The following is a 21,585-nucleotide window of genomic DNA, read 5'->3' on the forward strand; positions in this document are numbered from 1 at the left end:
GGTGGGAGTCCGGTTCCCGGGGTCGTCTCGACCGCTCAGTCGTCGCTCGCGGCGGGTGCCTCCGTCTCCTCGCTCTCGGCCTCGTCCGCGTCTTCACCCTCCGCGGGGAGACGGCGGTCCGACCGCGGCCCCTCGCGGTCGACGTGCGGGAGGTAGTCGCGGAGGTACGTCCCGGTGTACGACTCCTCGACGCGGGCGACGTCCTCGGGCGTGCCCTCGGCGACGAGTTCGCCGCCGCCCTCCCCGCCCTCGGGGCCCAGGTCGACGATGTGGTCGGCGTTCTTCACCAGGTCGAGTTCGTGTTCGATGACGACCACGGTGTTGCCCTTGTCGGTCAGGCGGTGGAGCACGTCGACGAGTTTCCGCTCGTCCTCCTTGTGGAGTCCCGTCGTGGGTTCGTCGAGCAGGTACAGCGTCTCCCCGCCGTCCTTCTTCCCGAGTTCCTCCGCGAGCTTGACCCGCTGGGCCTCCCCGCCCGAGAGCGTCGTCGACGGCTGTCCCAGCCGCATGTACCCCAGTCCCACGTCCCGCAGGAGGCCGAGCCGGCGGTTCAGCCCCGAGTGCGACTCGAAGAACTCGTACGCCTCGTCGACGCTCATGTCGAGGACGTCCGCGATGGTCGCGCCCTTGTACGTCACGTCGAGCGTCTCGTCGTTGTAGCGCGCGCCGTCGCACTCCTCGCAGGGGACGTACACGTCGGAGAGGAAGTTCATCTCTATCTTGACCGTCCCCTGTCCGCCGCACTCCTCGCACCGGCCGCCCTTCACGTTGAACGAGAAGCGGCCCTTGTCGTAGCCGCGCTGGTTCGCCAGTTTCGTCTCCGCGAACAGTTCGCGGATGTGGTCGAACACGTCGGTGTACGTCGCGGGGTTCGACCGCGGCGTCCGGCCGATGGGCGACTGGTCGATGAGGCGGACGCCGCCGACGTTCTCGATACCCGTGATGGCGTCGTGCTCGCCGGGGTCGACCTCCGTGTTGTCGTTCATCTCGCGGGCGAGTCCCTTGTACAGCACGTCGTGCATCAGGGTGGACTTGCCCGACCCCGAGACGCCGGTGATGGCCGTGAACGTCCCGACGGGGACGTCGACGTCGAGGTCCTTCAGGTTGTGCTGGCGCGCGCCCTCGACGGTGAGCGCCGCGTCGCTCTCCCGCCGCTCCTCGGGCACGGAGATGTCCTTCCGGCCGGCGAGGTAGTCGCCGGTGATGGACCCCTCGGTGGCGACGATGTCGTCGAAGTCGCCCTGCGCGACCACCTCGCCGCCGCGCTTGCCCGGCCCGGGGCCCATGTCGATGATGTTGTCCGCCCGACGCATCGTCGCCTCGTCGTGTTCGACCACGATGAGGGTGTTCCCGAGGTCGCGCAGCCCCTCCAGCGTGTTCAGCAGGCGGTCGTTGTCCCGCTGGTGGAGGCCGATGGACGGTTCGTCGAGCACGTACAGCACGCCGACGAGGCCGGAGCCGACCTGCGTGGCGAGGCGGATGCGCTGGGACTCCCCGCCCGAGAGCGTCGCCGCCTCCCGGTCGAGCGTGAGGTACTCCAGCCCCACCTCCTCCATGAAGCCGAGGCGGGCGCGAATCTCCTTCAGAATCTCCTCGGCGATGGTCCGCTCGCGCTCCGTGAGGTCGGCCTCCATCCCCTCGAAGTGGTCGAGGGCGTCGCCGATGCTCATCCGGTTGACCGCGGTGATGGCCGTGTCGTCGACGAGTACCGACCGCGACTGCGGCTTCAGGCGCGTCCCGTCGCACGCCGGGCAGGTGGTGGTCGCCATGTAGTCCTCGATGTGCTCTCTGGTCCGGTCGGAGTCCGTCTCGACGTGCCGGCGCTCCAGGTTGGGGATGATCCCCTCGAACCGCTGGGTCTTCCGGCGGACGCCGTTCTTCGTCTGCTGGGTGAACTCGACCTGCCGGTCGGTGCCGTAGAGGAACTGCCGCTGCACGTCGTCGTCCAACTCCTCGAACGGCGTGGTCACGCTCACGTCGAAGTGGTTCGCGACGTTGTCGAGGCGCGTCCGGTAGTACGACCGGTTGTAACTCCACGGCTCGAACACGTGCTTGATGGGCTTCGACTCGTCCTGGACGACGAGGTCCTCGTCCACCTCTTTGGTCGAACCGATGCCCTCACACTCCGGGCACGCGCCGTGCGGGGAGTTGAACGAGAACGAGCGCGTCTCTATCTCCGAGAAGTCGATGCCGCAGTGGGTGCACGCGAGTTCCTCCGAGAACTCGACCACCAGCCGCGAGTCGCCGTCGCCGGCCAAATCGCCCGTCGAACGGGCGGTGGTGCCGAGGTCGGTGGCCTCCGCGGGCGGGTCGGGGACGATGAGCTTCAGCACGCCGTCCGCCTCCTCCAGTGCCGTCTCCACGGAGTCGGTGATGCGCGAGCGGTCCTCCTCGCGCACCTTCACCCGGTCGACGACGACGTCGACCGTGTGGTCGTAGTTCTCGTCCAGGTCGGGCGCGCCCGCCGAGAGGTCGTGCTCCTCGCCGTCCACCTCGACGCGGGCGTACCCCTCCGCGCGCAGTTCCGAGAAGAGGTCCTCGAACGCCCCCTTCTGGTCGCGCACGACCGGCGCGGCGATCATCGCGCGCGTCCCCTCGGGGAGGTCGAACACGCGCCGGACCATCTGCTGGGCCGACTGCTCGCCCACCTCGCGGCCGCACTCGGGGCAGTGGGGCGTCCCCACCCGCGCGTACAGGAGGCGGAGGTAGTCGTGTAGCTCCGTGACCGTCCCCACCGTCGACCGGGGGTTGTTCGCGGCGTTCTTCTGGTCGATGGAGATGGCGGGGGAGAGCCCCTCGACGCTCTCGACCTGCGGTTTGTCCATCTGACCGAGGAAGTTCCGAGCGTACGCCGACAGCGACTCGATGTAGCGGCGCTGTCCCTCGGCGTACACCGTCTCGAACGCGAGCGAGGACTTGCCGGACCCCGACAGGCCCGTGACGACGGTGAACTGCTCGCGCGGTATCTCCACGTCGAGGTCCTTCAGGTTGTGTTCCTCCGCCCCGGTGACCGTGATGAACTCCTTCGGCACTACCGCCCACCCCGTGCGAGGCGCGCGCGCCGCCCGCTCCCACTCGGCTCCCGGACCCAGTCAGTCATCGTTCCGAGTCACGGTTCCGAGCCACTTAACGGGCGCGTCATCGGTCAGCGGCGCGTGCAGGGCGGGCGTTTATCACGAGACGCCGGCGGCCGTTCCCCGGCTCCCGAGACCGAACGCCGGTCACGCCACTCCGTGAACGAGTCCACCGACGAGACCGGCCAGAACCGGGACGACGAGGCTCACCGCGAGCACCTCGCCCGTCGCGCCGTACGCGTCCAGCGCGGCCGCCCCCGCCGCGGCCAGGAGGGCGGCGTTCGCAAGCCACGCGAGCAGACGAAGCCGACGCCGGCGACCACGCCCCGGGCGAGCGAGAGTGCGGGAGCGCGCTCGACTCCGTCGGCTTCACCCGCTCCCACGTCGCCGCGGCGGCCCCGGCGAAGTCCATCCGGACGTGGGAGCAGTCGGAGTCGAGCGTCGCCTCGCTCACCACCGTCGACGATTCGCCGCGCATCTGCCGGCACTGGAGGTCCAACTGGAACAGCCGGTCGTTCCCGTGGGCGTAGCCGACGGCGAAGTACAGCGCCCGCTCGTCGTCGGCCTCGACGCGGGCGACGCCCGCCTCGTCGTCCCGGAGCGTCGCCGGGCCGTACGGGCTCGTGACGCGGGCTGGAGGGGCTCACCCCGCCCCGCCCGAGAGCGGCGCGAACCGGGAGAGGTAGCCGCGGAGGGGGCCGAGGTACCTCCGCCGGTCGCGCCCGCCGCGACGGCGGCGAGGAGTCCCCGTCGAGTCTGGTCGTGCACACCCCGTCGGGAGTGACAGACCGTGATAAATACTCGGCGGGCGGAAAGGTTCTTAACCGTGCGTATCGTTGTCACGGGTGTCAATGCCAGACACGAAGCGCGGGCGCGAACGGCAGGGACGGAAGAAGCGCGAGCAACTCGAAGCGGAACTCGCGGAGGAGGAGATCGCCACGCTCGACGACGACGCCGAGCCGGAGTATCCCCCCTCCGACGCCGACTCCGACCTGCTCCCCGCGCCGCCGCGCGACGAGTAGCGGACTCGCGTGTAGCGAACGCACGTCCTTTTTACCGGGTCGCCGCGAAGCCGGCGACGATGCGAACCCACGCGAATTACGCCGCCGTCTACGTCGGCGCGCAACTCGCTCCCCCGGGTCGCTCGCTCGACCTCGACTGGGCCGACGACGCCGGTGACAGAACCGACGCGTACGAGTTCGAGGTGCCGACCGCAGAGGCCCACGACGCGTTTCTCGGCATCCAGGCGTTCGACGTGGGTTCCTACGGCCACGAACTCCTCCTCAACGGCGACGCGCTCACCGGGTTCGACGTCCCACCCAGCGACGGCTGGCAGTACTGGGCCGACTCCGTCACCGGCGCGACGCTGGTCGAGGGGACGAACACGCTCGAAATCGCCCGCGACACGGAGACGAACGACTCGTTCGCCGTCGGGACCGTCCGGATTCACTGGAAGGAACCCGTCGCGGGCGGGCAGAACGACGCCGCTCCGACGGAGTAGTATATAATGAGGAGGTTCCTCCCCCCCGCGCCCCCGAGGAACCCGTGCAGTGTGGGAGCAAGTACCAGTCGGAACGGCGACTCAGTCGCCCGATTCTCTCGAGCGACTCTCGGGGTGCGGCGTCCGCGGCGACACCGGGTCTTCCAAGGATTTATGTAGAAGCACAACATCACTCACGGCTGACCATGAGCCAACGGCGTATGCAGGGTCAGCCCATGATCATCATGGGTGAGGACTCCCAGCGTGTGAAGGACCGCGACGCGCAGGAATACAACATCTCGGCGGCCCGTGCGGTGGCCGAGGCCGTGCGCTCGACGCTCGGCCCGAAGGGGATGGACAAGATGCTCGTCGACTCGATGGGCGACGTCACCATCACGAACGACGGCGCGACCATCCTCACGACGATGGACATCGACAACCCGACGGCCGAGATGATCATCGAGGTCGCGGAGACACAGGAGGACGAGGCCGGCGACGGGACGACCACCGCCGTCGCCATCGCGGGCGAACTCCTGAAGAACGCCGAGGACCTCATCGAGCAGGACATCCACCCGTCGGCCATCATCAAGGGGTTCTCGCTCGCCAGCGAGCGGGCGCGCGAGGACGTAGACGACGTCGCGGAGCGCGTCGACCCCGACGACGAGGAGCGCATCAAGAAGGTGGCCGAGACGACCATGACCGGGAAGGGGGCCGAACTCGAGAAGGACGTCCTCGCGGACCTCGTCTACCGCGCCGTCCAGCAGGTCACCGTCGAGGCGAACGACGGCTCGCACGTCGTCGACCTCGACAACGTGAAGATGGAGACCCAGACCGGCCGTTCGGCGGGCGAGTCCGAACTCCTGCAGGGTGCGGTCATCGACAAGGACCCGCTCCACGACGACATGCCGACGGCCGTCGACGACGGGAACATCCTGCTGCTCAACGACCCCATCGAGGTCGAGGAGACCGACGCCGACACCAGCGTCTCCATCGAGTCGCCCGACCAACTCCAGCAGTTCCTCGACCAGGAGGAGGACCAGCTGAAAGCGAAGGTCGAGGCCATCAAACAGAGCGGCGCGAACGTGGTGTTCTGCCAGAAGGGCGTCGACGACATGGCACAGCACTTCCTCGCGAAGGAGGGCATCCTGGCCGTCCGGCGCGTGAAGAAGTCGGACATGGAGTTCCTCAAGAACATCCTCGACGCGTCCATCGTCTCGGACCTCGAGTCCGCGACGAGCGCGGACCTCGGGCACGGTTCCGTGTCGCGTGACGACGAGGACGAACTGTTCTACGTCGAGGGCGGCGACGAGGCCCACGGCGTCACGCTGCTGCTGCGCGGCTCGACCGACCACGTGGTCGACGAACTCGAACGCGGCGTCCAGGACGCGCTCGACGTGGTCGCCACCACCGTCTCCGACGGCCGCGTCGTCGCGGGCGGCGGCGCCATCGAGGTGGAACTCGCCTCGCGCCTCCGCGACTACGCCGACAGCGTCAGCGGCCGCGAGCAGCTCGCGGTCGAGGCGTTCGCCGACGCGCTCGAAGTCGTCCCGCGCACGCTCGCGGAGAACGCCGGGCTCGACTCCATCGACACGCTGGTCGACCTCCGCGCGGCCCACGAGGACGGCGACGTGAACGCCGGCCTCGACGTGTTCAGCGGCGACGTCGAGGACACGTTCGAGGCCGGCGTCGTCGAACCGGCCCACGCGAAGGAGCAGGCGCTCTCCAGCGCCACCGAGGCCGCGAACCTCGTGCTGAAAATCGACGACATCATCGCCGCGGGCGACCTCTCGACCAGCGGCGGCGACGACGAGGGCGGCGCGGGCGGCCCGCCGGCCGGCGGCATGGGCGGCATGGGCGGCATGGGCGGCGCGATGTGAAGTCGGCAGGAGAGTAGCTCCACACGCCGCCGACCGGACTCGTCCCGCGCGCAGACCGAACTCGAGACTTCTTTCGACGCCGCCCGACAGCCGCCGCTCAGCAGATGGCGTAGGTCACGAACAGGTCGCCGTCCGTCGTCACCTCGGCGTAGACGTCGCCGTAACACCGCGAGGTCTCGACCGTGACGGACTCGGTCGCGTTCCGCGCGCTCACCGTCACCGTGAACGCCTCGACTCCGTCGGGGTTCGCCTCCGTGGTGTCGTAGACGACGCCCTCGTCGCCGGCCGCGAGGTCGTACGTCGCGTCGTGGACCGTCTCGTTCGTCGCCTCGCGGACCACCGTCACGTGCACCGCGACGCTCCGGTTCCACCTATTGCTCAGGGTGACGGGGTGGCTCGGCTCCGGCCGCTCGCCGGCGTACTGCGTGCCGGCCGGCGTGCCGGTCGTCCGCTGGCCCGTCGTCGCGGGTGGCGCGGTGGCGGTCGGCGTCGGAGCCGGCGAACTCGTCGACGTGGGTGACGCCGTCGGGGTCGGGGTCCCGGCGGGCGCGCCGAGACACCCGACGGCGAGGAGACCGAGCGAGAGCGCGACGAGCACCGTCGGCCGGAGCGGACGGGAGGGTCGCACGGTCGCGGCGACGGGACGAGACGGAAAGTGTCTTCGGGAGCGGCGCGTGTGGCCCGGAACCACCCGGCCGACCGCCGCTGCGCCGGTACCGGAGGCTTTCTAACGAGTGGTGTAAAACTTGCCAGCAGGATGAAGACGCTCCTGCTCAACAGCGACGCGGTCCACGAGAACGCCGAGATGCGCGAACTCGTGCCGGCCATCGAGGAGGCGTTCGCCGCCTACGAGCGCGGCGACGCCCAGATGCCCCCCAAGAGCTACATCGACCTCCCGCAGTACAACGGCGACTTCCGGTCGATGCCCGCGTACCTCGACGCGGGCGAGTGGGACGCCGCGGGCGTGAAGTGGGTGAACGTCCACACCGACAACGAGGAGTCGTTCGACCTGCCGACCGTGATGGGGACGATGGTGTACTCCAGCCCGGAGACGGCGTTCCCGCTCGCCATCCTCGACGGGACGGAACTCACGATGAAGCGGACGGGCGCGGCCGCCGCCGTTGCCACCGACCACCTCGCGGTGGCGGACGCGTCGTCGCTCGGCATCGTCGGGGCGGGCGTCCAGGCGTACACGCAACTGGAGGCCATCGCCACCGTCCGCGACGTCGAGACGGTGGTCGTCTCCGACCTGAACGAAGAGCGGGTCGCCCGGTTCGTCGACGCGTTCTCCGGGCGGTTCGACGTGCGCGGCGGCTCTATCGCGGAGGCGGCCGCCTGCGACGTGCTCTCCACGGTCACGCCCGTCGAAGAGCCAATCGTCCCCCGCGACGCCGTGGGCGAACACACCCACGTCAACGCCATGGGGGCCGACGCCGAGGGGAAACACGAACTCGCGGACGAGGTGCTCCTCGACGCGAAACTCGTCATCGACGACTACACGCAGACCACCCACTCGGGCGAGATAAACGTCCCGTACGCCGCGGGGGTCCTCGACGACGAGGACATCTTCGGCGAACTCGGCGAGATCGTCGTCGGCAGTCGGGAGGGGCGGACGCCCGACGACGGTATCACCGTCTTCGACTCGACCGGACTCGCCATCCAGGACGTCGCGGCCGCGCACGTCGTGTACGAACACGCCGACGAACGCGACAACGGCTACCCGTTCGACCTGCTCGGACTGGACGACTGAGAGCGGGTCGACCGCCCGAGCGTCCCGTCGCTCTCCGCTCGGCTTACTCGTCGCTCCCGGGCGTGAGCGCCTCGGTCACCTTGCTGATGGCCCAGACGATGACGATGAACGGCAGCAGCGGCACGAACAGGACGACCAGGCCGAGGAACATCCCCCAGCCGACCGCGTTCATCTCGGCGTCCTCGCGCCCGCGGTAGCCGGGCGTCACGGTCCGGTACGCCCGGCCCAGCAGGCCGGGCGTCTCCTCGGTGGTCGTCTCGGCGTCGCTCATACGAGACGAGAGGTCACCGAGCACCAAAAACGCTCCCGCGCCCCGCCCGACCCCGCCGGGTCCGACAGTTCGATGGAAAGGTATAGGGGTAAAAGCGGACCATTGACGAGTACGAGAATGTCCGAAGAGGGATACGACCACGCGGCGGTCGAACGACGCTGGCAGGAGGCGTGGGACGAGGCCGACGCGTATCGGACGCCGGACGACGCGACGGACCCGACGTACGTGCTGGGAATGTTCCCCTACACGTCGGGCGAACTCCACATGGGGCACGTCCGCAACTACACCATCACGGACGCGTACGCCCGCTACCGCCGGATGCGGGGCGACGACGTGCTCCACCCGATGGGGTGGGACTCGTTCGGCCTGCCCGCCGAGAACGCCGCCAAGGAGCGCGACACCGACCCCCGCGAGTGGACGCTCTCGTGTATCGAGACGATGCGCGAGCAGATGGAGGCGATGGGGTTCGGATACGACTGGGAGCGCGAGGTCACCACCTGCGACCCCGACTACTACCGCTGGAACCAGTGGCTGTTCGAGCGCTTCTACGAGGAGGGGCTGGCCGAGCGAAAGGGCGCGGAGATAAACTGGTGTCCCTCCTGCGAGACGGTGCTGGCCGACGAGCAGGTCGAGGGGGAGGACGAGCACTGCTGGCGCTGTGGCACGCCGGTCGAGCAACGGGAACTGGACCAGTGGTTCCTGCGCATCACCGAGTACGCCGACGAACTGGTGGACGCTATCGACGAGTTGGACGGCTGGCCCGAGAGCGTCCGGCAGATGCAGCGCAACTGGATCGGCCGCCAGCGGGGGGCGCGCCTCTCGTTCGGTATCGACGGGTACGACCCGGTCGAGGCGTTCACGACCCGGCTGGACACGCTGTTCGGCGCGACGTTCTTCGCGCTGGCACCGGACCACCCCATCAGCGAGGACCTGGCCGCCGAGAACGAGGACGTCCGCCGGTTCGTCGAGGAGGAGGCCGACCCGGAGGGGGACGAGCCGAACGGGGTCGCCACGGACCTGACCGCCACCAACCCCGCGACGGGCGGGGAGATTCCCGTCTTCGTCGCCGACTTCGTCCTCTCGGACGTCGGGACGGGTGCGCTGATGGGCGTGCCCGCTCACGACGACCGCGACCACGCGTTCGCGACGAAGATGGGCGTTCCCATCGACCCGGTCGTCGCGCCCGTCCCCGAGGACGGGGAGCCGACCCCGCCGGACGTGAGCGAGTCAGCGTACACGGAGGACGGCGTGCTGGTGAACAGCGGCGAGTACGACGGGCTGGCGAGCGCCGAGGCGCGCGACCGACTGACCGAGGACGTCGACTCGGCCGAGCACCACACCCAGTACCGCCTGCGCGACTGGCTCATCTCCCGCCAGCGCTACTGGGGGACGCCCATCCCGGTCGTCCACTGCGACGACTGCGGTCCCGTGCTGGTGCCCGAGGAGGAGTTGCCGGTCGAACTGCCGGAGTTCATCAACACCACGGGGAACCCGCTGGACGAGGCGACCGAGTGGAAGGAGACGACCTGTCCCGACTGCGGCGGCGAGGCGGTCCGCGAGACGGACACGATGGACACGTTCATGGACTCCTCGTGGTACTTCCTGCGGTACGTCTCGCCCGACAAGGACGACGGCCCGTTCGACGTGGCGCGCGCGAACGACTGGATGCCCGTCGAGCAGTACGTCGGCGGCATCGAACACGCCGTGATGCACTTGCTGTACTCGCGGTTCGTCACGAAGGTGGTCTCCGACATGGAGATGCTGGAGTACCGCGAACCGTTCGAGCGCCTGCTGGCACACGGGATGGTGCAACTGGAGGGCGAGAAGATGAGCAAGTCGAAGGGGAACGTCGTCTCGCCCGAGCGAATCGTCGAGGAGTACGGCGCGGACACGGCCCGCCTGTTCATGACGCAGGCCGCCCAGCCCGACCGGGCGTTCGACTGGTCCGAGGAGGGCGTCCGCTCGACGTACCGGTTCCTGACGCGGCTGAAGCGGACGGTCGACGAGTTCACCGACGGCGACGCCGACGGCGAGGCCGACGCGGTGGCCGCCTACGTCGACAGCGAGATAGACGCGACGGTCGCCGTCGCCACCGAGGAGTACGACACGCTGACGTTCAACACGGCGCTGCGGGAGGCGCAGGGGCTGGTCGGGACGCTCCGGAACTACCGGGAGCACGTCGACGGCGCGGTCGACGAGCGGACGTTCCGTCGCGGTCTGACGGTCGCGGTTCGGCTGTTGGCCCCGGTCGCCCCGCACCTGTGCGAGACGCTGCACGCGGACCTGGGCGGCGAGGGGTTCGTCGTCGACGACGACTGGCCCGAGTCGGGAGCCGACCCCGACGAGGCGGCGCGGCGGCGTCGACTGGTCGAGAACACCCGCGAGGACGTGCGCAACATCGTCGACGTGGCGAACATCGACGACCCCGAGCGAATCGACGTGGTCGTCGCGCCCGCGTGGAAACACCGCGCGCTCGACGTCGCGCTGGAGAGCGACGCGCCCAACCTCATCGGCGAGTTGATGAGCCACGACGAGATACGCGAGCGGGGCGACGCCGCGGCGTCGTACGGGCAGGACCTGCAGGCGGAGCGGGAGGCGCTGACGCCCGCGCTGCCGCCCGAGCGCGAGTACGAGGCGCTGACCGCGGCGGCGTGGCTGGTCGAGCGCGAGTTCGGCGCCCCCGTCCGCGTGCTGCGCGCGGAGGAGGCGGACGACGACGTGGTCCGCAAGGCCGAACCCGGCCGGCCGGCCATCGACATCGTCGAGTGACCCGACCGGTCGGTACCCGTCGCTCCGACCGACTCGTGTCGAGTGTTTCGAGGAGGATTGTCTAGAGACCTAACCAAATCATGTACAATCAACCAACTCTTATTCGAAGATAGACAGTACGGTTATGGGCGACTCGTGTGTATCACAAGTCAGTGAGAGAACAGCTCGTCACGGCAATCATCCCCACCTACGGACGGCAGCCCTCTCGCCTCCTCGACGCCGCGGAGAGCGTCGCGAACCAGACGTACGACGACATCGAACTGCTCGTCGTCGACGATTCGTCCGCCCGGGTCTCCGAGCGAGTCGAGGCTCGCTGGGGCGACGCACTCGACGTTCGCTGCCTCCGCGGCGACGAGAGCGGCGTCTCGGCGGCGCGAAATATCGGACTCCGGGCGGCGCGCGGCGAGTTCGTCGCCTTCCTCGACGACGACGACGAGTGGCGCCCCGAGAAGACCGCCCGCCAAGTGCGGGCGTTCGAGGAAGACGAGGGAGACCCGAGACTCGGACTCGTCTGTACGGGCGAACGCCACGTGGACGGCGACGGACGAGTCGTAAACGAGCACTGCCCGACGCTCTCGGGAGTCGTTACGGAGCGCCTCCTCCGGGGTCGGCGGCTCGCACCGACGTCGAGCGCGATGGTCCGGACGGAACTCGTCGAGGAGCACGACTGCTACTTCGACGAACAGTTGTCCTACATGGAGGACAACGACTGGTACATCCGCCTCTCGCAACACTGCCGGGTCGAATCGATATCCGACCCGCTCGTCCTCCGCGGGACCGGCGACCACGACCAGTTGAGTGGCGACTTCGAGGCTGTTCTCGCCGCCTACTCGCGGTATCTCGGCAAGCACCGGTCGCTGGCGTCGGAGTACGGCCGCGACTGCAGCCGGGTGTTCGTCGCTAATCTGTCCCAGACGGTCGCCACGAACGCTCTCGGCGCCGGTCGTTACCCCACAGTGCGCCGGTACGCGTTCCGGGCGCTCAAACACGACCCCACGCACGCGTCGGCGTATCCCCTGCTGCTCGTCGGTCTGGGGGGGCGACCCGTCCACCAGTTCGCCCGAACGTTCCGACAGAGATTCAGTCGGATGTCGCTGGCGGTGTAACGACGGTCTCGCGACCACGGCCGAACTATCTCGCTTCGAGCCGCCGACGGGAGTGGCCTGGTCCCGTCGGCCGAGGGCGAAGTGTGCGACCCGATGGCGGGCGAGAGCGCGACGATGAAGGAGACCAAGAGGACGGACGGGGACGAGGCGAAAAACGGAGTCAGTTCTGGCTGGGACCCGCTCAGTTCACGTCGATGTGGTGGGAGTCGTCCTCCGAGTCGTCGACGTGGACCTTCGGGAGGGTGACGGTGAGCACGCCGTTGGAGTAGCTGGCGCTGGCGTCCTCCTCGCGGACCTCGGTGGGGAGCGAGACGGTGCGCCGCGCGGACGCGCTGCGGCGCTCGCGCCGGAGGTACGCGCCCTCCTCTCCCTCCTCCTGTTCCATCGAGCGCTCGGCCGCGATGGTGAGGCGGCCGCCGTTGACGGTCACGTCGATCTCCTGCTTGTCGTAGCCCGGGAGGTCGGCCACGACGACGAGTTCGTCGTCGTACTCCGCGAGGTCGATGCTGAAGCCGCCCATCCCCCGCGAACCCCAGTTGCCGTCCCAGTTGCCGCCCCGGACGTCGTCGAAGCCTCGGGTCATCCGGTCGAACATGCGGTTCACGTCGTCGAAGGGGGTCATTCGGTCCATCGGAATATCACCGGGACGAATAGAGGCCGTCCGCGATATTAAGCGTAGCCGGAGCCGTGATAGCTACGCGCACTGGGTTCCCGACGGTCGCTCGTCCGCTCGCGGGTTCGAGGGCGAACGGGGGTCCGAAACGACGCCGCCGTTCGGTTACTCCACGTCGATTCTCGTTCCCCCTCGCTCGGACCGTTCCTTCGGGAGCGTGACGGTCAGGACGCCGCGTTCGTACTCGGCGTCCGCCTCCGTCCCGCGGACGTCGACCGGGAGCCGGATTCGGCGGTTCACGCCCCGGCGTGTGCGCTCGCGCCGGTGGTACCGCGCGCCCTCCGCCCCGGCCGCCTCGTCCGTCTCCGCCTCGCGCTCGGCGCTCACGACGAGCACCCTGTCGTCGACGCTCACGTGAATCTCGTCGAGTTCGAACCCCGGGAGGTCGAGCGTCACGACGAGCGCGTCGTCCGTCTCCAGGACGTCCGCGCTTGCACCGCCGCCGCGGCGGCCGCCTCCTTCGAGGTCCCGTCCCAGTTCCTCGAGTTCGCGACTCATCCGGTCGAACAGGTTCTCGATGTCGTCGAACGGGCTACGTCCGGACATGTCGGTCCATCGGCGGTCAGCGTGCTTGAGTCTTGTCGCGGAGCCGGTACCACCCGGTGTCGCTCGGCACCGCTCGACACCGCGCCGGCCGGGCGGCCCGACTGGCCGCCCCAGCGGGTCGCGCGGTCAGTAGACGACGTGGTCGGTGTCGTACGACCCGAGCACGCGGACCCAGCCGTTCGACGCCAGTTCCTCCAGGTCGTCGACGGCGGCGCGCGCGCGGTCCTCGTACAGGCCGGCCTCGAAGTCGAGGTGGAAGAGGTAGTCGCCGAGTCGCTCGCCGCTCGGGCGCGACTCGATGCGCGAGAGGTTGATGTCCCGTTCGGCGAACGCCTCCAGCACCTCCAGCAGGAGGCCCGGGTAGTTCGCGCCGGGGTACACCGCGACCGACGTCTTCCCGCCGGCCTCCGACCGCTCGGACGCCGGCGCGACGACGAGGAACCGCGTCGCGTTCGACGGGCGGTCCTGGATGTCCTCCGCGAGCACTCGCAGCGTCGGGCCGGCGTCCGTCGACTCGGCGTTCGCGGGGTGGCCGATGGCCGCCACCGAGGGGTCGTCGCGGGCGCGCTCGACCCCCCGGGCGGTCGAGGCGACGGCCTCCCGTTTCACGTCCGGGTACTCCCGTTCGAGGAACGAGCGGCACTGCGCGAGCGCCTGCGAGTGGGAGGCGACGACGGAGAACTCCTCGGACTGGGCCAGCAGTCCGTGACGAATCGGAGTGACGATCTCGCGCACGACGGCCACGTCGGCGTCGGTGAGCGCGTCGAGGCTCTCGGTCACGCTCCCCTCGATGCTGTTCTCGACGGGGACGACGCCGCGCTCGCACGTCCCGTCCGCGACGGCCTCCACGATGGCCGTGACCGACTCCCGGAAGACGACGTCGTCGGCGACGGCCTGCGCCGCGCGGTGGGAGTACGTTCCGGCCGGCCCCAGGGTGACGGCCTGCATGCTCCGCGGTGGGCCGCGGTTCCGGATAAGCCCATCGGGTTCGGCGGTCGTCCCGCCGGCTGCTCGACGCGGGGAGCCGTGGTCTACCGCTCGGCGCAGTACTCGACGAAGTTCCGCAGGATGCGGAGCCCCGTCTCGCCGGACTTCTCGGGGTGGAACTGGGTGCCCATCACGTTCCCCGCCTCGGTGGCGACGACCGCCGGGAATCGCCCGCCGTAGTCGCTCGTCGCCACGACGGCGCCGTCGTCGTCCGGGACGGCGTAGTACGAGTGGACGAAGTAGGCGTAGCCGCCGTCGACGCCCGCGACGAGCGGGTGGTCGCGCGTCACGTCGAGTTCGTTCCACCCCATGTGGGGGACCGTCCGGTCGGTGCCGAACCGGACGTTCCGGCCGGGGACGAGTCCCAGCCCCTCCACGTCCCCCTGTCCGGCGCGTTCGGCCTCCTCGCTCGTGGTGAGCAGCATCTGCATCCCGAGACAGATACCGAGCAGCGGTCGCCCCGCCTCGGCGTGGTCCACGAGCGCCTCGCGGTACGGTCCGGCGTTCTCCATCCCCTCGCGGAACGCGCCCACGCCCGGGAGGACGACGCCGTCGGCGGCGGCGAACGCCGTCGGGTCGTCCGAGACGGTGACGCTCGCGCCCGCGCGTTCGAGGCCGCGCGTCGCGCTCCGGAGGTTGCCCAGTCCGTAATCCACCAGGACGACGTCCGCTATCGTCTCACTCGCGTCCGCGTCCGCTTGGACCCCGCTCATGGGCGGGAGTTACCGCCGGAGGGATAAGTACCGACCGCTCGGGGAGAGGCGTGCCGGTCACGTCTATATCTCACCGCACTCCGCGTGAAATCGGTCGATTTCGGGGCTCAAATGAGAACGCTTTTGTTCGCTAACTATTGAGAACTGACCGAATCATGCAGGACCGACGCGACTTCCTGACGTCGGCCGGCGCCCTCGGGGCGCTCGGTCTCACGGGCCTCGCAGGGTGTACGAGCGACAGCGGTTCCGGGTCGGGCGGCACGCCGACCGGCGCCGCGACCGACGCGGCGACCACCGCCGCATCCGACGACACCGAGGCGGCCGACACGACCGAAGCCGCAGACACGACCGAGTCGACGGAGTCCGGGGCGTCGATGTACGGCGGCGAACTCAACTTCATCATGAGTCCCTCGGAGCCGCAGGACCTGATGATGGCGCAGTACGCGCCGGTCAAGTCGTACCTCTCGGAGGAACTCGGCGTCGAGACGGCGCTCAAGTACGGCGCCAACTACTCGGCGGTGCTCCGGGCGCTCGGGTCGGGCACGGCGGACGTCGCCGAGATGGGGCCGTTCGCGGCCGCGCTCGGCGAGATGGACGAGCAGGCGAACATCGCGCTCCAGCGGAAGGGGTACGGCTCGTACACCTACACGTCGGTGTGGGTCACGACGGCCGACTCCGACATCTCTTCTATCGAGGACCTCGAGGGGGAGACGGTCGCGCTCGCGGACCGCCTCTCGGCGTCCGGGTCGCTGTTCCCGCTGTACATGGCGAAGCAGGCCGGTCTCGACATCGGCGAGTACCCGACCGGCGACGGCGGCGCCGACTTCACGGTCCAGTACGCCGGCTCGGGTGGCCACGGCGCGGCGTTCGCCGCGCTCGACTCCGGACAGGCCGCCGCGGCCGGCGTGGGTCAGTTCATCACGCTCAACGACGACCGCGAACTCAAGGATGGGTACGAGTACGTCGAGACGTACGACGGCATCCCGCGCGCGCCCATCTGCGTCAGCCCCGAGATATCCGACGAGGCGCAGACGGCCGTCGTCGACGCGCTGACCGGCGCACCCGAGTCGATGTATCTGGGCGAGGACGGCGAGGCCGACACGGACGACGACCTCTGGTTCTCGGCGGTCCGCGAGGCGAGCCGCGAGACGTACAAGCCGGTCATCGACGTCGCCGAGGAACTCGGCATCGACATCGACCAGTTGGGCTGAGCGGGCCGACCGTCCGCCACCGCTCGCCGCGGCGGAATCACTACATCTTTCCTCCTGTGGTGGAACGCTCCACCAACTCGCGCCCCGGCCGGTCCCCGGTCGGGGCCGCGGCGTCGCGTCGCACGCACACCCCGGCCCGGTCGGCCGTCACCAGACCACCACACCACATGGCAGTCGTCGAACTACAGAACGTCACCAAGCGCTACGGCGAGACGGTCGCGCTCGACGACGTGACGGTGTCCATCCCCGAGGGGGAGTTCGTCGTCGTCCTCGGCCCGTCGGGGGCCGGGAAGTCGACGCTCCTCCGCATCCTCAACGGGCTGACGGAGCCCACCGAGGGCACCGTCAGCGTCGTCGACCGACCGCCCGCACAGGTTCGCGAGTCCATCGGCATGGTGTTCCAGTCGCACTACCTCATCGAGACGATGAGCGCGTACCGGAACGCCCTGACCGGCGCGCTCGCGCGAACGAACTACCTCCGGAGCCTCCTCTCGCTGTACCCCACCGCCGACAAGGACGCCGCGCTCGAAGCGCTCGACACGGTCGACCTCCTCGACGAGGCCGGCCAGCGCGCGGGGTCGATGTCCGGCGGGCAGCAACAGCGCGTCGGCATCGCCCGCGCGCTGGTCCAGCGACCGGACCTGCTGCTCGCGGACGAACCGGTCGCCTCGCTCGACCCGAAGGCGGCCGCCGACGTGATGGGCTACCTCCGGAGCGCGAGCGCCGAGCGGAACCTCACGACCGTCGCGAGCCTCCACCAGGTGAACCTCGCGCGCGAGTTCGGCGAGCGCTTCCTCGGCGTCCGCGACGGCGAGGTCGTCTTCGACGGCACCCGCGAGGAACTCACGATGGACACGGTCGACGACATCTACTACGGCGAGGGCGGCGAGGAGAGCCTGAGCGACGACGAGGGCGCGCGCGAGGCCGTCGCGGGCGACGTGAGCGACGGGAGCGGCGCGCCGGGGACCGACCACTCCGGGGAGGTACGGGGATGAGCGGCGACGCCCGATCGGACGGCGGGACGGCCGAGTCGGCGCAGTCCCGGTCCCAGTCCGCGCCGTTCATCGCCGACGCCCGCCGCCGTCTCGAGCGCGCACAGAACGTCCGGCGGCTGGCGATGTTCCTCGTCGTCGCCGCCGTGCTCGTCCTGCTGTACTACGGGCTCCAGACGGTGGGGTTCGACTGGGCCGAACTCGAACGGCAGTGGCCCGCGTTCGCGGCGTCGGTCGGCGACTTCGTCCCGCCGAACTTCCGCGACTTCACGCTCTACTCCAAGGCGAACGGGCTCGGCGCGGAGGACACGCGAACGAGCAACCTCTCGGGGCTGTGGGGGTCGTTCGCCCACCCCGGGACGTTCCTCGACTCGATTCTGACGGAGGAGGGTCGCGGCCGGACCATCGTCGGGCTGGCGGTCATCACCATCGTCATCGGCTTCGTCGGGACGTGTCTGGGCGCGCCGCTGGCGCTGCTGTTCGGCGTGCTCGGCTCCGAGCGCGTGACGCCGTTCCCCTTCAACTTCCTCTTCCGCGGGACGATGTCGACCATCCGCGCCATCCCGGCGCTGGTGTGGATTCTGGTCTACATCCCGCTGACGGGGCTGACGCCGCTGTCGGCGGTGCTCGCGGTGGGGACCGACACCGTCGGGAACCTCGGCCGCCTGTTCACCGACGAACTCGAGGAGATAAACGACGGCCCCATCGAGGCCATCCAGTCGACGGGCGGGTCGCGCTCGCAGATCATCACGTTCGGGATGCTCTCGCAGGTTCGCAACTCGTTCGTCGCGTGGACGCTGTACATCCTCGAGATCAACACCCGCATCGCCATCTCGCTCGGCGTCGTCGGCGCGGGCGGCATCGGTCAGTACATCGACCTGCGCATCCAGTACACCGCCTACCCGCAGGCGGCGGCGGGCATCTTCATGGTCGTCGTCATCGTGCTCTCGGTGGAACTGTTCTCCTCGCGCATCCGCGCGTGGCTCCGCCCCGGCGAGAGCGAGGGGAAGGGCGTCGTGGACGTGCTCCGCGACCTGGCCAACCCGAACAAGTGGCTCGGCACGGGCGTCTCGCGGTCGAACGAGTAACCCGCTCGCCGGCGCGACGGACTTCCGCTTCTCGTCGGGTCCGGAGCCGGACCCTCAGAAGCGCGCGCGCAGTTCCGCGCGCAGGTCGTCGAGGTCCATCCCCTTCTGCGCGAGGAGGACGAGCAGGTGGTAGACGAGGTCCGCGCTCTCGGCGGCCAGTTCCTCCCGGTCGTCGTCCTTCGCCGCGAGGATGGTCTCGGTCGTCTCCTCGCCCAGTTTCTCCAGCACCGCGTTCTCGCCCTTCTCGTGGGTGAACAGCGAGGCCGTGTACGAGTCGGCCGGCAGCGTCTCCCGGCGGTCCTCGATGACGGCGAACAGTTCGTCGAGCACGGCTTCCTCGCCGGCCCCGTCCTCGGTCGCTTCGGTCACTCCCCCGCCTCCGTGGGCCGTGCGTCGTCCGTGCGTTCGGCGGTTTCGACGGTCTCGTCGTCCGTCGCATCAGCGTACGCCTGCGCGAAGAAGGCGAGGTCGTGAATCCGCGAGTCGGGGGTGAGCTCCGGGTGGAAGGAGGTGGCGACGACCGGACCCTGTTTCACGGCGACGGGGTTCCCCTCCCAGCGGGCGAGCACCTCGACGTCCTCGCCCACTCGGTCGATGACGGGCGCGCGGATGAACACCGCGGGGAACGGGTCGTCGAGTCCGGCCACGTCGAGCGGCGCCTCGAACGAGTCCGTCTGCCGGCCGAACGCGTTGCGGTCGACGCTCACGTCGAGGACGTCGAGGGTGTCGACCCGGTCGTCCTTCGCGTCGGCGGCGGCGACGATGAGCCCCGCACAGGTCGCCAGCACGGGCTTGCCGGCGCGGACGTGCGCCCGTATCTCCTCGTCGATGCCCTCCTCGCGCAACAGCCGCGAGATGGTGGTCGACTCCCCGCCCGGCATGAGGAGCACGTCGCAGTCGGGGACGACGCCGGCGTCGCGGACCGCGACGACGTCCGCGTCGACGCCGTGCGAGGCGGCCGCGGTCCGGATGGCTTCGGCGTGTTCCGAGACGTCGCCCTGGACGGCGATGACGCCCGCTTTCATGGTCGCTAGTGCGTGGAGGCGGCGTGAAAAGGTGTCGCTCGGCGGCTACTCCCCCGACGACTCGGGCTCACTCGGGCTCAGACGGTAAACCGGAGGAGCAGGACGAGCACGCCGAACAGGACGCCGAACGCGATGACGGTCTTCGGGTCGATACGAATGGCGTTGCGGTCCTCCGCGTCGAAGTACCGGACCAGCCCGGCACTCGACATCAGCCCCCCGCTGTTCTGGCCGCTGCTCATGTTCGAGGGCTGGTGAGCCGCCCGCGTAAGCTTTTCGACTCCGCGCCCTCCCCGGTTACGCCGCGCGGCGCGCCGCGCGTGTCGACGGTCGACGACCGGCGGGGTGAGTAATCCTTATGCGAGGCGCGAAGCAACTCGGAGTCGGAATGACCGTCCGACTGAAGGACTTCTACGCGGACTGGTGTGGCCCGTGCAAGACGCAGGACCCCATCCTCGAGGAACTCGAAGCCGACTACCCCGACGTGCGCTTCGAGAAAGTCGACGTCGAGGACGAACAGGAGGTCGCGAACCAGTACCAGGTCCGCTCGCTGCCGACGCTCATCGTCGAGAACGACGACGGCGTCGTGGACCGGTTCGTCGGCGTGACTCAGCGCGAGGACATCGAGGCGGCCCTCGCCGACGCCGGCGCGTAACCGCGCTCGACGCGGTTCTCAGCGGCTCTGCGCGTCGAGTGGCGACGCCGTCGGTCGTCCCGTCGCGCTCGACCCCGACTCGGCTCGTCGCCGGCCCTCGAACCGGCGGTCGCCGCTCGCGTCCGCGGCGACCGGACTCGCAACCGTTAACACGCGTCCGGTCGCGTACTGTACCCATGGCGAGTTTCGACGCGGCCGAGCGACGCACCCTCGACAAACTCATCTGCATGCGGTGTAACGCCCGCAACCCTCCGCGCGCGGAGAGTTGCCGCAAGTGCGGCTACTCGCGGCTCCGGCCGAAGGCGAAGGAACCCCGCACTGCGTAACGCCCCGGCGCTCCGGCGGGCCGACGGCGACCGCCCGACAGCGACCGCCGTGGCCCGCTCCCGCTCGGTCTCCGGAGAGTGGGGTTCGACTCGCTCTCCCGGCCCCGTTCTCGTCACTCGTCGTACTTCGGTTCGCGCTCCTCCGCACGCTCGAGCGCGCGCTCGACGACGTCGCGGACCGACTCCTCCTCGCTCGCGTGGAAGGCGTCTCCGTGACCGGCGTACATCGCGGTCACGGAGTCGGGTAGACGGTCGAGCAACTCCCGCAGGCTCTCGATGAGCCGCTCGCGCGACTGGCCCGACATGTCCGTCCGGCCGAACGACCCGTCGTCGTACGCCTCGTCGTTGTACACCACCACGTCGCCCGAGAACAGTACCGTCTCGCCGACGAACGAGACGTGGTCGGCGGCGTGGCCCGGCGTGTACACCACCTCGAACGTCTCGTCGCCGAGCGAGAGTTCGTCGCCGTCGGCCAGCGCGCGGTCCCGTCTGGGGTGGTCGGCGTACGCGTACAGGTCCGCGTCGTACGCGTCGAGCACCGCGTCGAGTTCCCCCACGTGGTCGTGGTGCTGGTGGGTGAGCGCCACGCGGTCCAGCGTCGACGTGAACTTCGCCACCACGTCCTCGACCCCCGGCATCGTCCCGACGTCGACCAGCGCGGGTACCGCCCCGTCGACGAGGTACGCGTTGCAGGTGAACTCCTCCGCGTCCTCGGTCACGTTTACGACGTCCATACCGCGTCCTCGGCGGGGACGGTGTTAAATGGAGCGTGAGACGGCAGGACTCCGGCGCCCACGCCGTCGGTCGTTCGAGCCGACCCCCCACACTTTTCCGTGGCAATCGGCTAGCGGAGAGTGTATGGGATTCGGTAGCTACGACGAGTCCGAGCAGGAGAACCAGGAACTCGACGCCGACCTCGACGAGGAGACGGTGAACGCGGGCGAGAGCGACCACCAGGGAGACGTCGAGTTCGAGGCGGGGGCGTCGAACGACGAACTCCTCGACCGACTCAAAGACATCAAGGCCGACGCGGACTCCTGAGGCC

General features: G+C 69.5%; 24 protein-coding genes. 12 read left to right on the forward strand and 12 right to left on the reverse strand.

The window, feature by feature from the left end:
• Positions 1 to 35 precede the first annotated feature (35 nt).
• Positions 36 to 3,032, reverse strand: a complete 2,997-nt coding sequence (gene uvrA, locus AC6RUA_RS11700) for an excinuclease ABC subunit UvrA (protein ID WP_499813187.1) — start codon at positions 3,030 to 3,032, stop codon at positions 36 to 38.
• 106 nt (positions 3,033 to 3,138) lie between these two features.
• Positions 3,139 to 3,621, reverse strand: a complete 483-nt coding sequence (locus AC6RUA_RS11705; protein ID WP_499815443.1) for a penicillin acylase family protein — start codon at positions 3,619 to 3,621, stop codon at positions 3,139 to 3,141.
• Between the two features lie 304 nt (positions 3,622 to 3,925).
• Between AC6RUA_RS11705 and AC6RUA_RS11710 the strand changes: the two genes are divergently transcribed.
• The 3 genes from AC6RUA_RS11710 to thsB all read left to right on the forward strand — a co-directional run bounded on the left by AC6RUA_RS11710 (position 3,926) and on the right by thsB (position 6,431).
• The gene (locus AC6RUA_RS11710; protein WP_499813188.1) at positions 3,926 to 4,096 is read left to right on the forward strand and encodes a hypothetical protein; all 171 of its coding nucleotides are present in this window, start codon (positions 3,926 to 3,928) and stop codon (positions 4,094 to 4,096) included.
• Positions 4,097 to 4,155: 59 nt separating this feature from the next.
• Entirely contained in the window at positions 4,156 to 4,575 is a 420-nt protein-coding gene (locus AC6RUA_RS11715; RefSeq protein WP_499813189.1) for a DUF7383 domain-containing protein, read from the forward strand.
• Between the two features lie 215 nt (positions 4,576 to 4,790).
• On the forward strand, positions 4,791 to 6,431 hold the full coding sequence (gene thsB, locus AC6RUA_RS11720; protein WP_499815444.1) for a thermosome subunit beta: 1,641 nt from the start codon (positions 4,791 to 4,793) through the stop codon (positions 6,429 to 6,431).
• A 97-nt stretch (positions 6,432 to 6,528) separates the two neighbouring features.
• Here the strand turns inward: thsB and AC6RUA_RS11725 are convergent, their stop codons facing one another.
• Entirely contained in the window at positions 6,529 to 7,059 is a 531-nt protein-coding gene (locus AC6RUA_RS11725; protein WP_499813190.1) for a hypothetical protein, read from the reverse strand.
• 129 nt (positions 7,060 to 7,188) lie between these two features.
• Between AC6RUA_RS11725 and AC6RUA_RS11730 the strand changes: the two genes are divergently transcribed.
• On the forward strand, positions 7,189 to 8,181 hold the full coding sequence (locus AC6RUA_RS11730) for an ornithine cyclodeaminase family protein (protein WP_499813191.1): 993 nt from the start codon (positions 7,189 to 7,191) through the stop codon (positions 8,179 to 8,181).
• 43 nt (positions 8,182 to 8,224) lie between these two features.
• On the opposite strand, the gene AC6RUA_RS11735 is transcribed toward AC6RUA_RS11730, so the two are convergent.
• The gene (locus AC6RUA_RS11735) at positions 8,225 to 8,452 is read right to left on the reverse strand and encodes a DUF7535 family protein (RefSeq protein WP_499813192.1); all 228 of its coding nucleotides are present in this window, start codon (positions 8,450 to 8,452) and stop codon (positions 8,225 to 8,227) included.
• 117 nt (positions 8,453 to 8,569) lie between these two features.
• On the opposite strand from AC6RUA_RS11735, the gene leuS reads away from it, so the two are divergent.
• Entirely contained in the window at positions 8,570 to 11,221 is a 2,652-nt protein-coding gene (gene leuS, locus AC6RUA_RS11740; RefSeq protein ID WP_499813193.1) for a leucine--tRNA ligase, read from the forward strand.
• Between the two features lie 152 nt (positions 11,222 to 11,373).
• Positions 11,374 to 12,327: a glycosyltransferase family 2 protein gene (locus AC6RUA_RS11745; RefSeq protein WP_499813194.1), complete on the forward strand. Its 954-nt coding sequence runs from the start codon at positions 11,374 to 11,376 to the stop codon at positions 12,325 to 12,327.
• A gap of 181 nt (positions 12,328 to 12,508) precedes the next feature.
• On the opposite strand, the gene AC6RUA_RS11750 is transcribed toward AC6RUA_RS11745, so the two are convergent.
• The 4 genes from AC6RUA_RS11750 to hisH all read right to left on the reverse strand — a co-directional run bounded on the left by AC6RUA_RS11750 (position 12,509) and on the right by hisH (position 15,246).
• On the reverse strand, positions 12,509 to 12,958 hold the full coding sequence (locus AC6RUA_RS11750) for an Hsp20/alpha crystallin family protein (protein WP_499813195.1): 450 nt from the start codon (positions 12,956 to 12,958) through the stop codon (positions 12,509 to 12,511).
• A 147-nt stretch (positions 12,959 to 13,105) separates the two neighbouring features.
• Positions 13,106 to 13,546 (reverse strand): Hsp20/alpha crystallin family protein, encoded by a 441-nt coding sequence (locus AC6RUA_RS11755; RefSeq protein ID WP_499813196.1) that lies wholly within the window; start codon positions 13,544 to 13,546, stop codon positions 13,106 to 13,108.
• 126 nt (positions 13,547 to 13,672) lie between these two features.
• Positions 13,673 to 14,494, reverse strand: coding sequence for a prephenate dehydratase (pheA, locus tag AC6RUA_RS11760; RefSeq protein WP_499813197.1), 822 nt, complete (start codon positions 14,492 to 14,494; stop codon positions 13,673 to 13,675).
• An 83-nt stretch (positions 14,495 to 14,577) separates the two neighbouring features.
• A complete protein-coding gene (hisH, locus tag AC6RUA_RS11765) occupies positions 14,578 to 15,246 on the reverse strand; it encodes an imidazole glycerol phosphate synthase subunit HisH (RefSeq protein ID WP_499813198.1) in 669 nt (222 codons plus the stop codon).
• A 155-nt stretch (positions 15,247 to 15,401) separates the two neighbouring features.
• Here hisH and phnD point away from each other — a divergent pair, with 155 nt between their 5' ends.
• The 3 genes from phnD (at position 15,402) to AC6RUA_RS11780 (ending at position 18,537) form a co-directional block, all read left to right on the forward strand.
• Positions 15,402 to 16,457, forward strand: coding sequence for a phosphate/phosphite/phosphonate ABC transporter substrate-binding protein (phnD, locus tag AC6RUA_RS11770; RefSeq protein WP_499813199.1), 1,056 nt, complete (start codon positions 15,402 to 15,404; stop codon positions 16,455 to 16,457).
• A 167-nt stretch (positions 16,458 to 16,624) separates the two neighbouring features.
• Positions 16,625 to 17,452, forward strand: a complete 828-nt coding sequence (locus AC6RUA_RS11775) for a phosphonate ABC transporter ATP-binding protein (RefSeq protein ID WP_499813200.1) — start codon at positions 16,625 to 16,627, stop codon at positions 17,450 to 17,452.
• The gene (locus tag AC6RUA_RS11780) at positions 17,449 to 18,537 is read left to right on the forward strand and encodes a PhnE/PtxC family ABC transporter permease (RefSeq protein ID WP_499813201.1); all 1,089 of its coding nucleotides are present in this window, start codon (positions 17,449 to 17,451) and stop codon (positions 18,535 to 18,537) included. Before AC6RUA_RS11775 ends, AC6RUA_RS11780 begins: the two co-directional genes overlap by 4 nt.
• Before the next feature lie 54 nt (positions 18,538 to 18,591).
• On the opposite strand, the gene hisE is transcribed toward AC6RUA_RS11780, so the two are convergent.
• From hisE to AC6RUA_RS11795, 3 genes are all read right to left on the reverse strand, one after another.
• Positions 18,592 to 18,906, reverse strand: coding sequence for a phosphoribosyl-ATP diphosphatase (hisE, locus tag AC6RUA_RS11785; RefSeq protein WP_499813202.1), 315 nt, complete (start codon positions 18,904 to 18,906; stop codon positions 18,592 to 18,594).
• Complete coding sequence (gene pdxT, locus AC6RUA_RS11790) at positions 18,903 to 19,562, reverse strand: pyridoxal 5'-phosphate synthase glutaminase subunit PdxT (RefSeq protein ID WP_499813203.1); 660 nt, start codon at positions 19,560 to 19,562, stop codon at positions 18,903 to 18,905. The genes hisE and pdxT overlap by 4 nt, the downstream gene beginning before the upstream one ends.
• Before the next feature lie 77 nt (positions 19,563 to 19,639).
• Positions 19,640 to 19,801 carry a preprotein translocase subunit Sec61beta gene (locus tag AC6RUA_RS11795; protein ID WP_499813204.1) on the reverse strand — a complete coding sequence of 54 codons (162 nt, stop codon included), beginning with the start codon at positions 19,799 to 19,801 and terminating at the stop codon, positions 19,640 to 19,642.
• 146 nt (positions 19,802 to 19,947) lie between these two features.
• On the opposite strand from AC6RUA_RS11795, the gene AC6RUA_RS11800 reads away from it, so the two are divergent.
• Entirely contained in the window at positions 19,948 to 20,214 is a 267-nt protein-coding gene (locus AC6RUA_RS11800) for a thioredoxin family protein (protein ID WP_499813205.1), read from the forward strand.
• Positions 20,215 to 20,390: 176 nt separating this feature from the next.
• Positions 20,391 to 20,540, forward strand: a complete 150-nt coding sequence (locus AC6RUA_RS11805) for a 50S ribosomal protein L40e (RefSeq protein ID WP_499813206.1) — start codon at positions 20,391 to 20,393, stop codon at positions 20,538 to 20,540.
• Positions 20,541 to 20,653: 113 nt separating this feature from the next.
• Here the strand turns inward: AC6RUA_RS11805 and AC6RUA_RS11810 are convergent, their stop codons facing one another.
• Positions 20,654 to 21,274: an MBL fold metallo-hydrolase gene (locus AC6RUA_RS11810; protein ID WP_499813207.1), complete on the reverse strand. Its 621-nt coding sequence runs from the start codon at positions 21,272 to 21,274 to the stop codon at positions 20,654 to 20,656.
• A 124-nt stretch (positions 21,275 to 21,398) separates the two neighbouring features.
• Here AC6RUA_RS11810 and AC6RUA_RS11815 point away from each other — a divergent pair, with 124 nt between their 5' ends.
• Positions 21,399 to 21,581: a DUF5786 family protein gene (locus AC6RUA_RS11815; RefSeq protein ID WP_499813208.1), complete on the forward strand. Its 183-nt coding sequence runs from the start codon at positions 21,399 to 21,401 to the stop codon at positions 21,579 to 21,581.
• The last annotated feature ends 4 nt before the right edge of the window (positions 21,582 to 21,585 follow it).

The organism is Halorarum sp. SLYT50, from assembly GCF_059821265.1.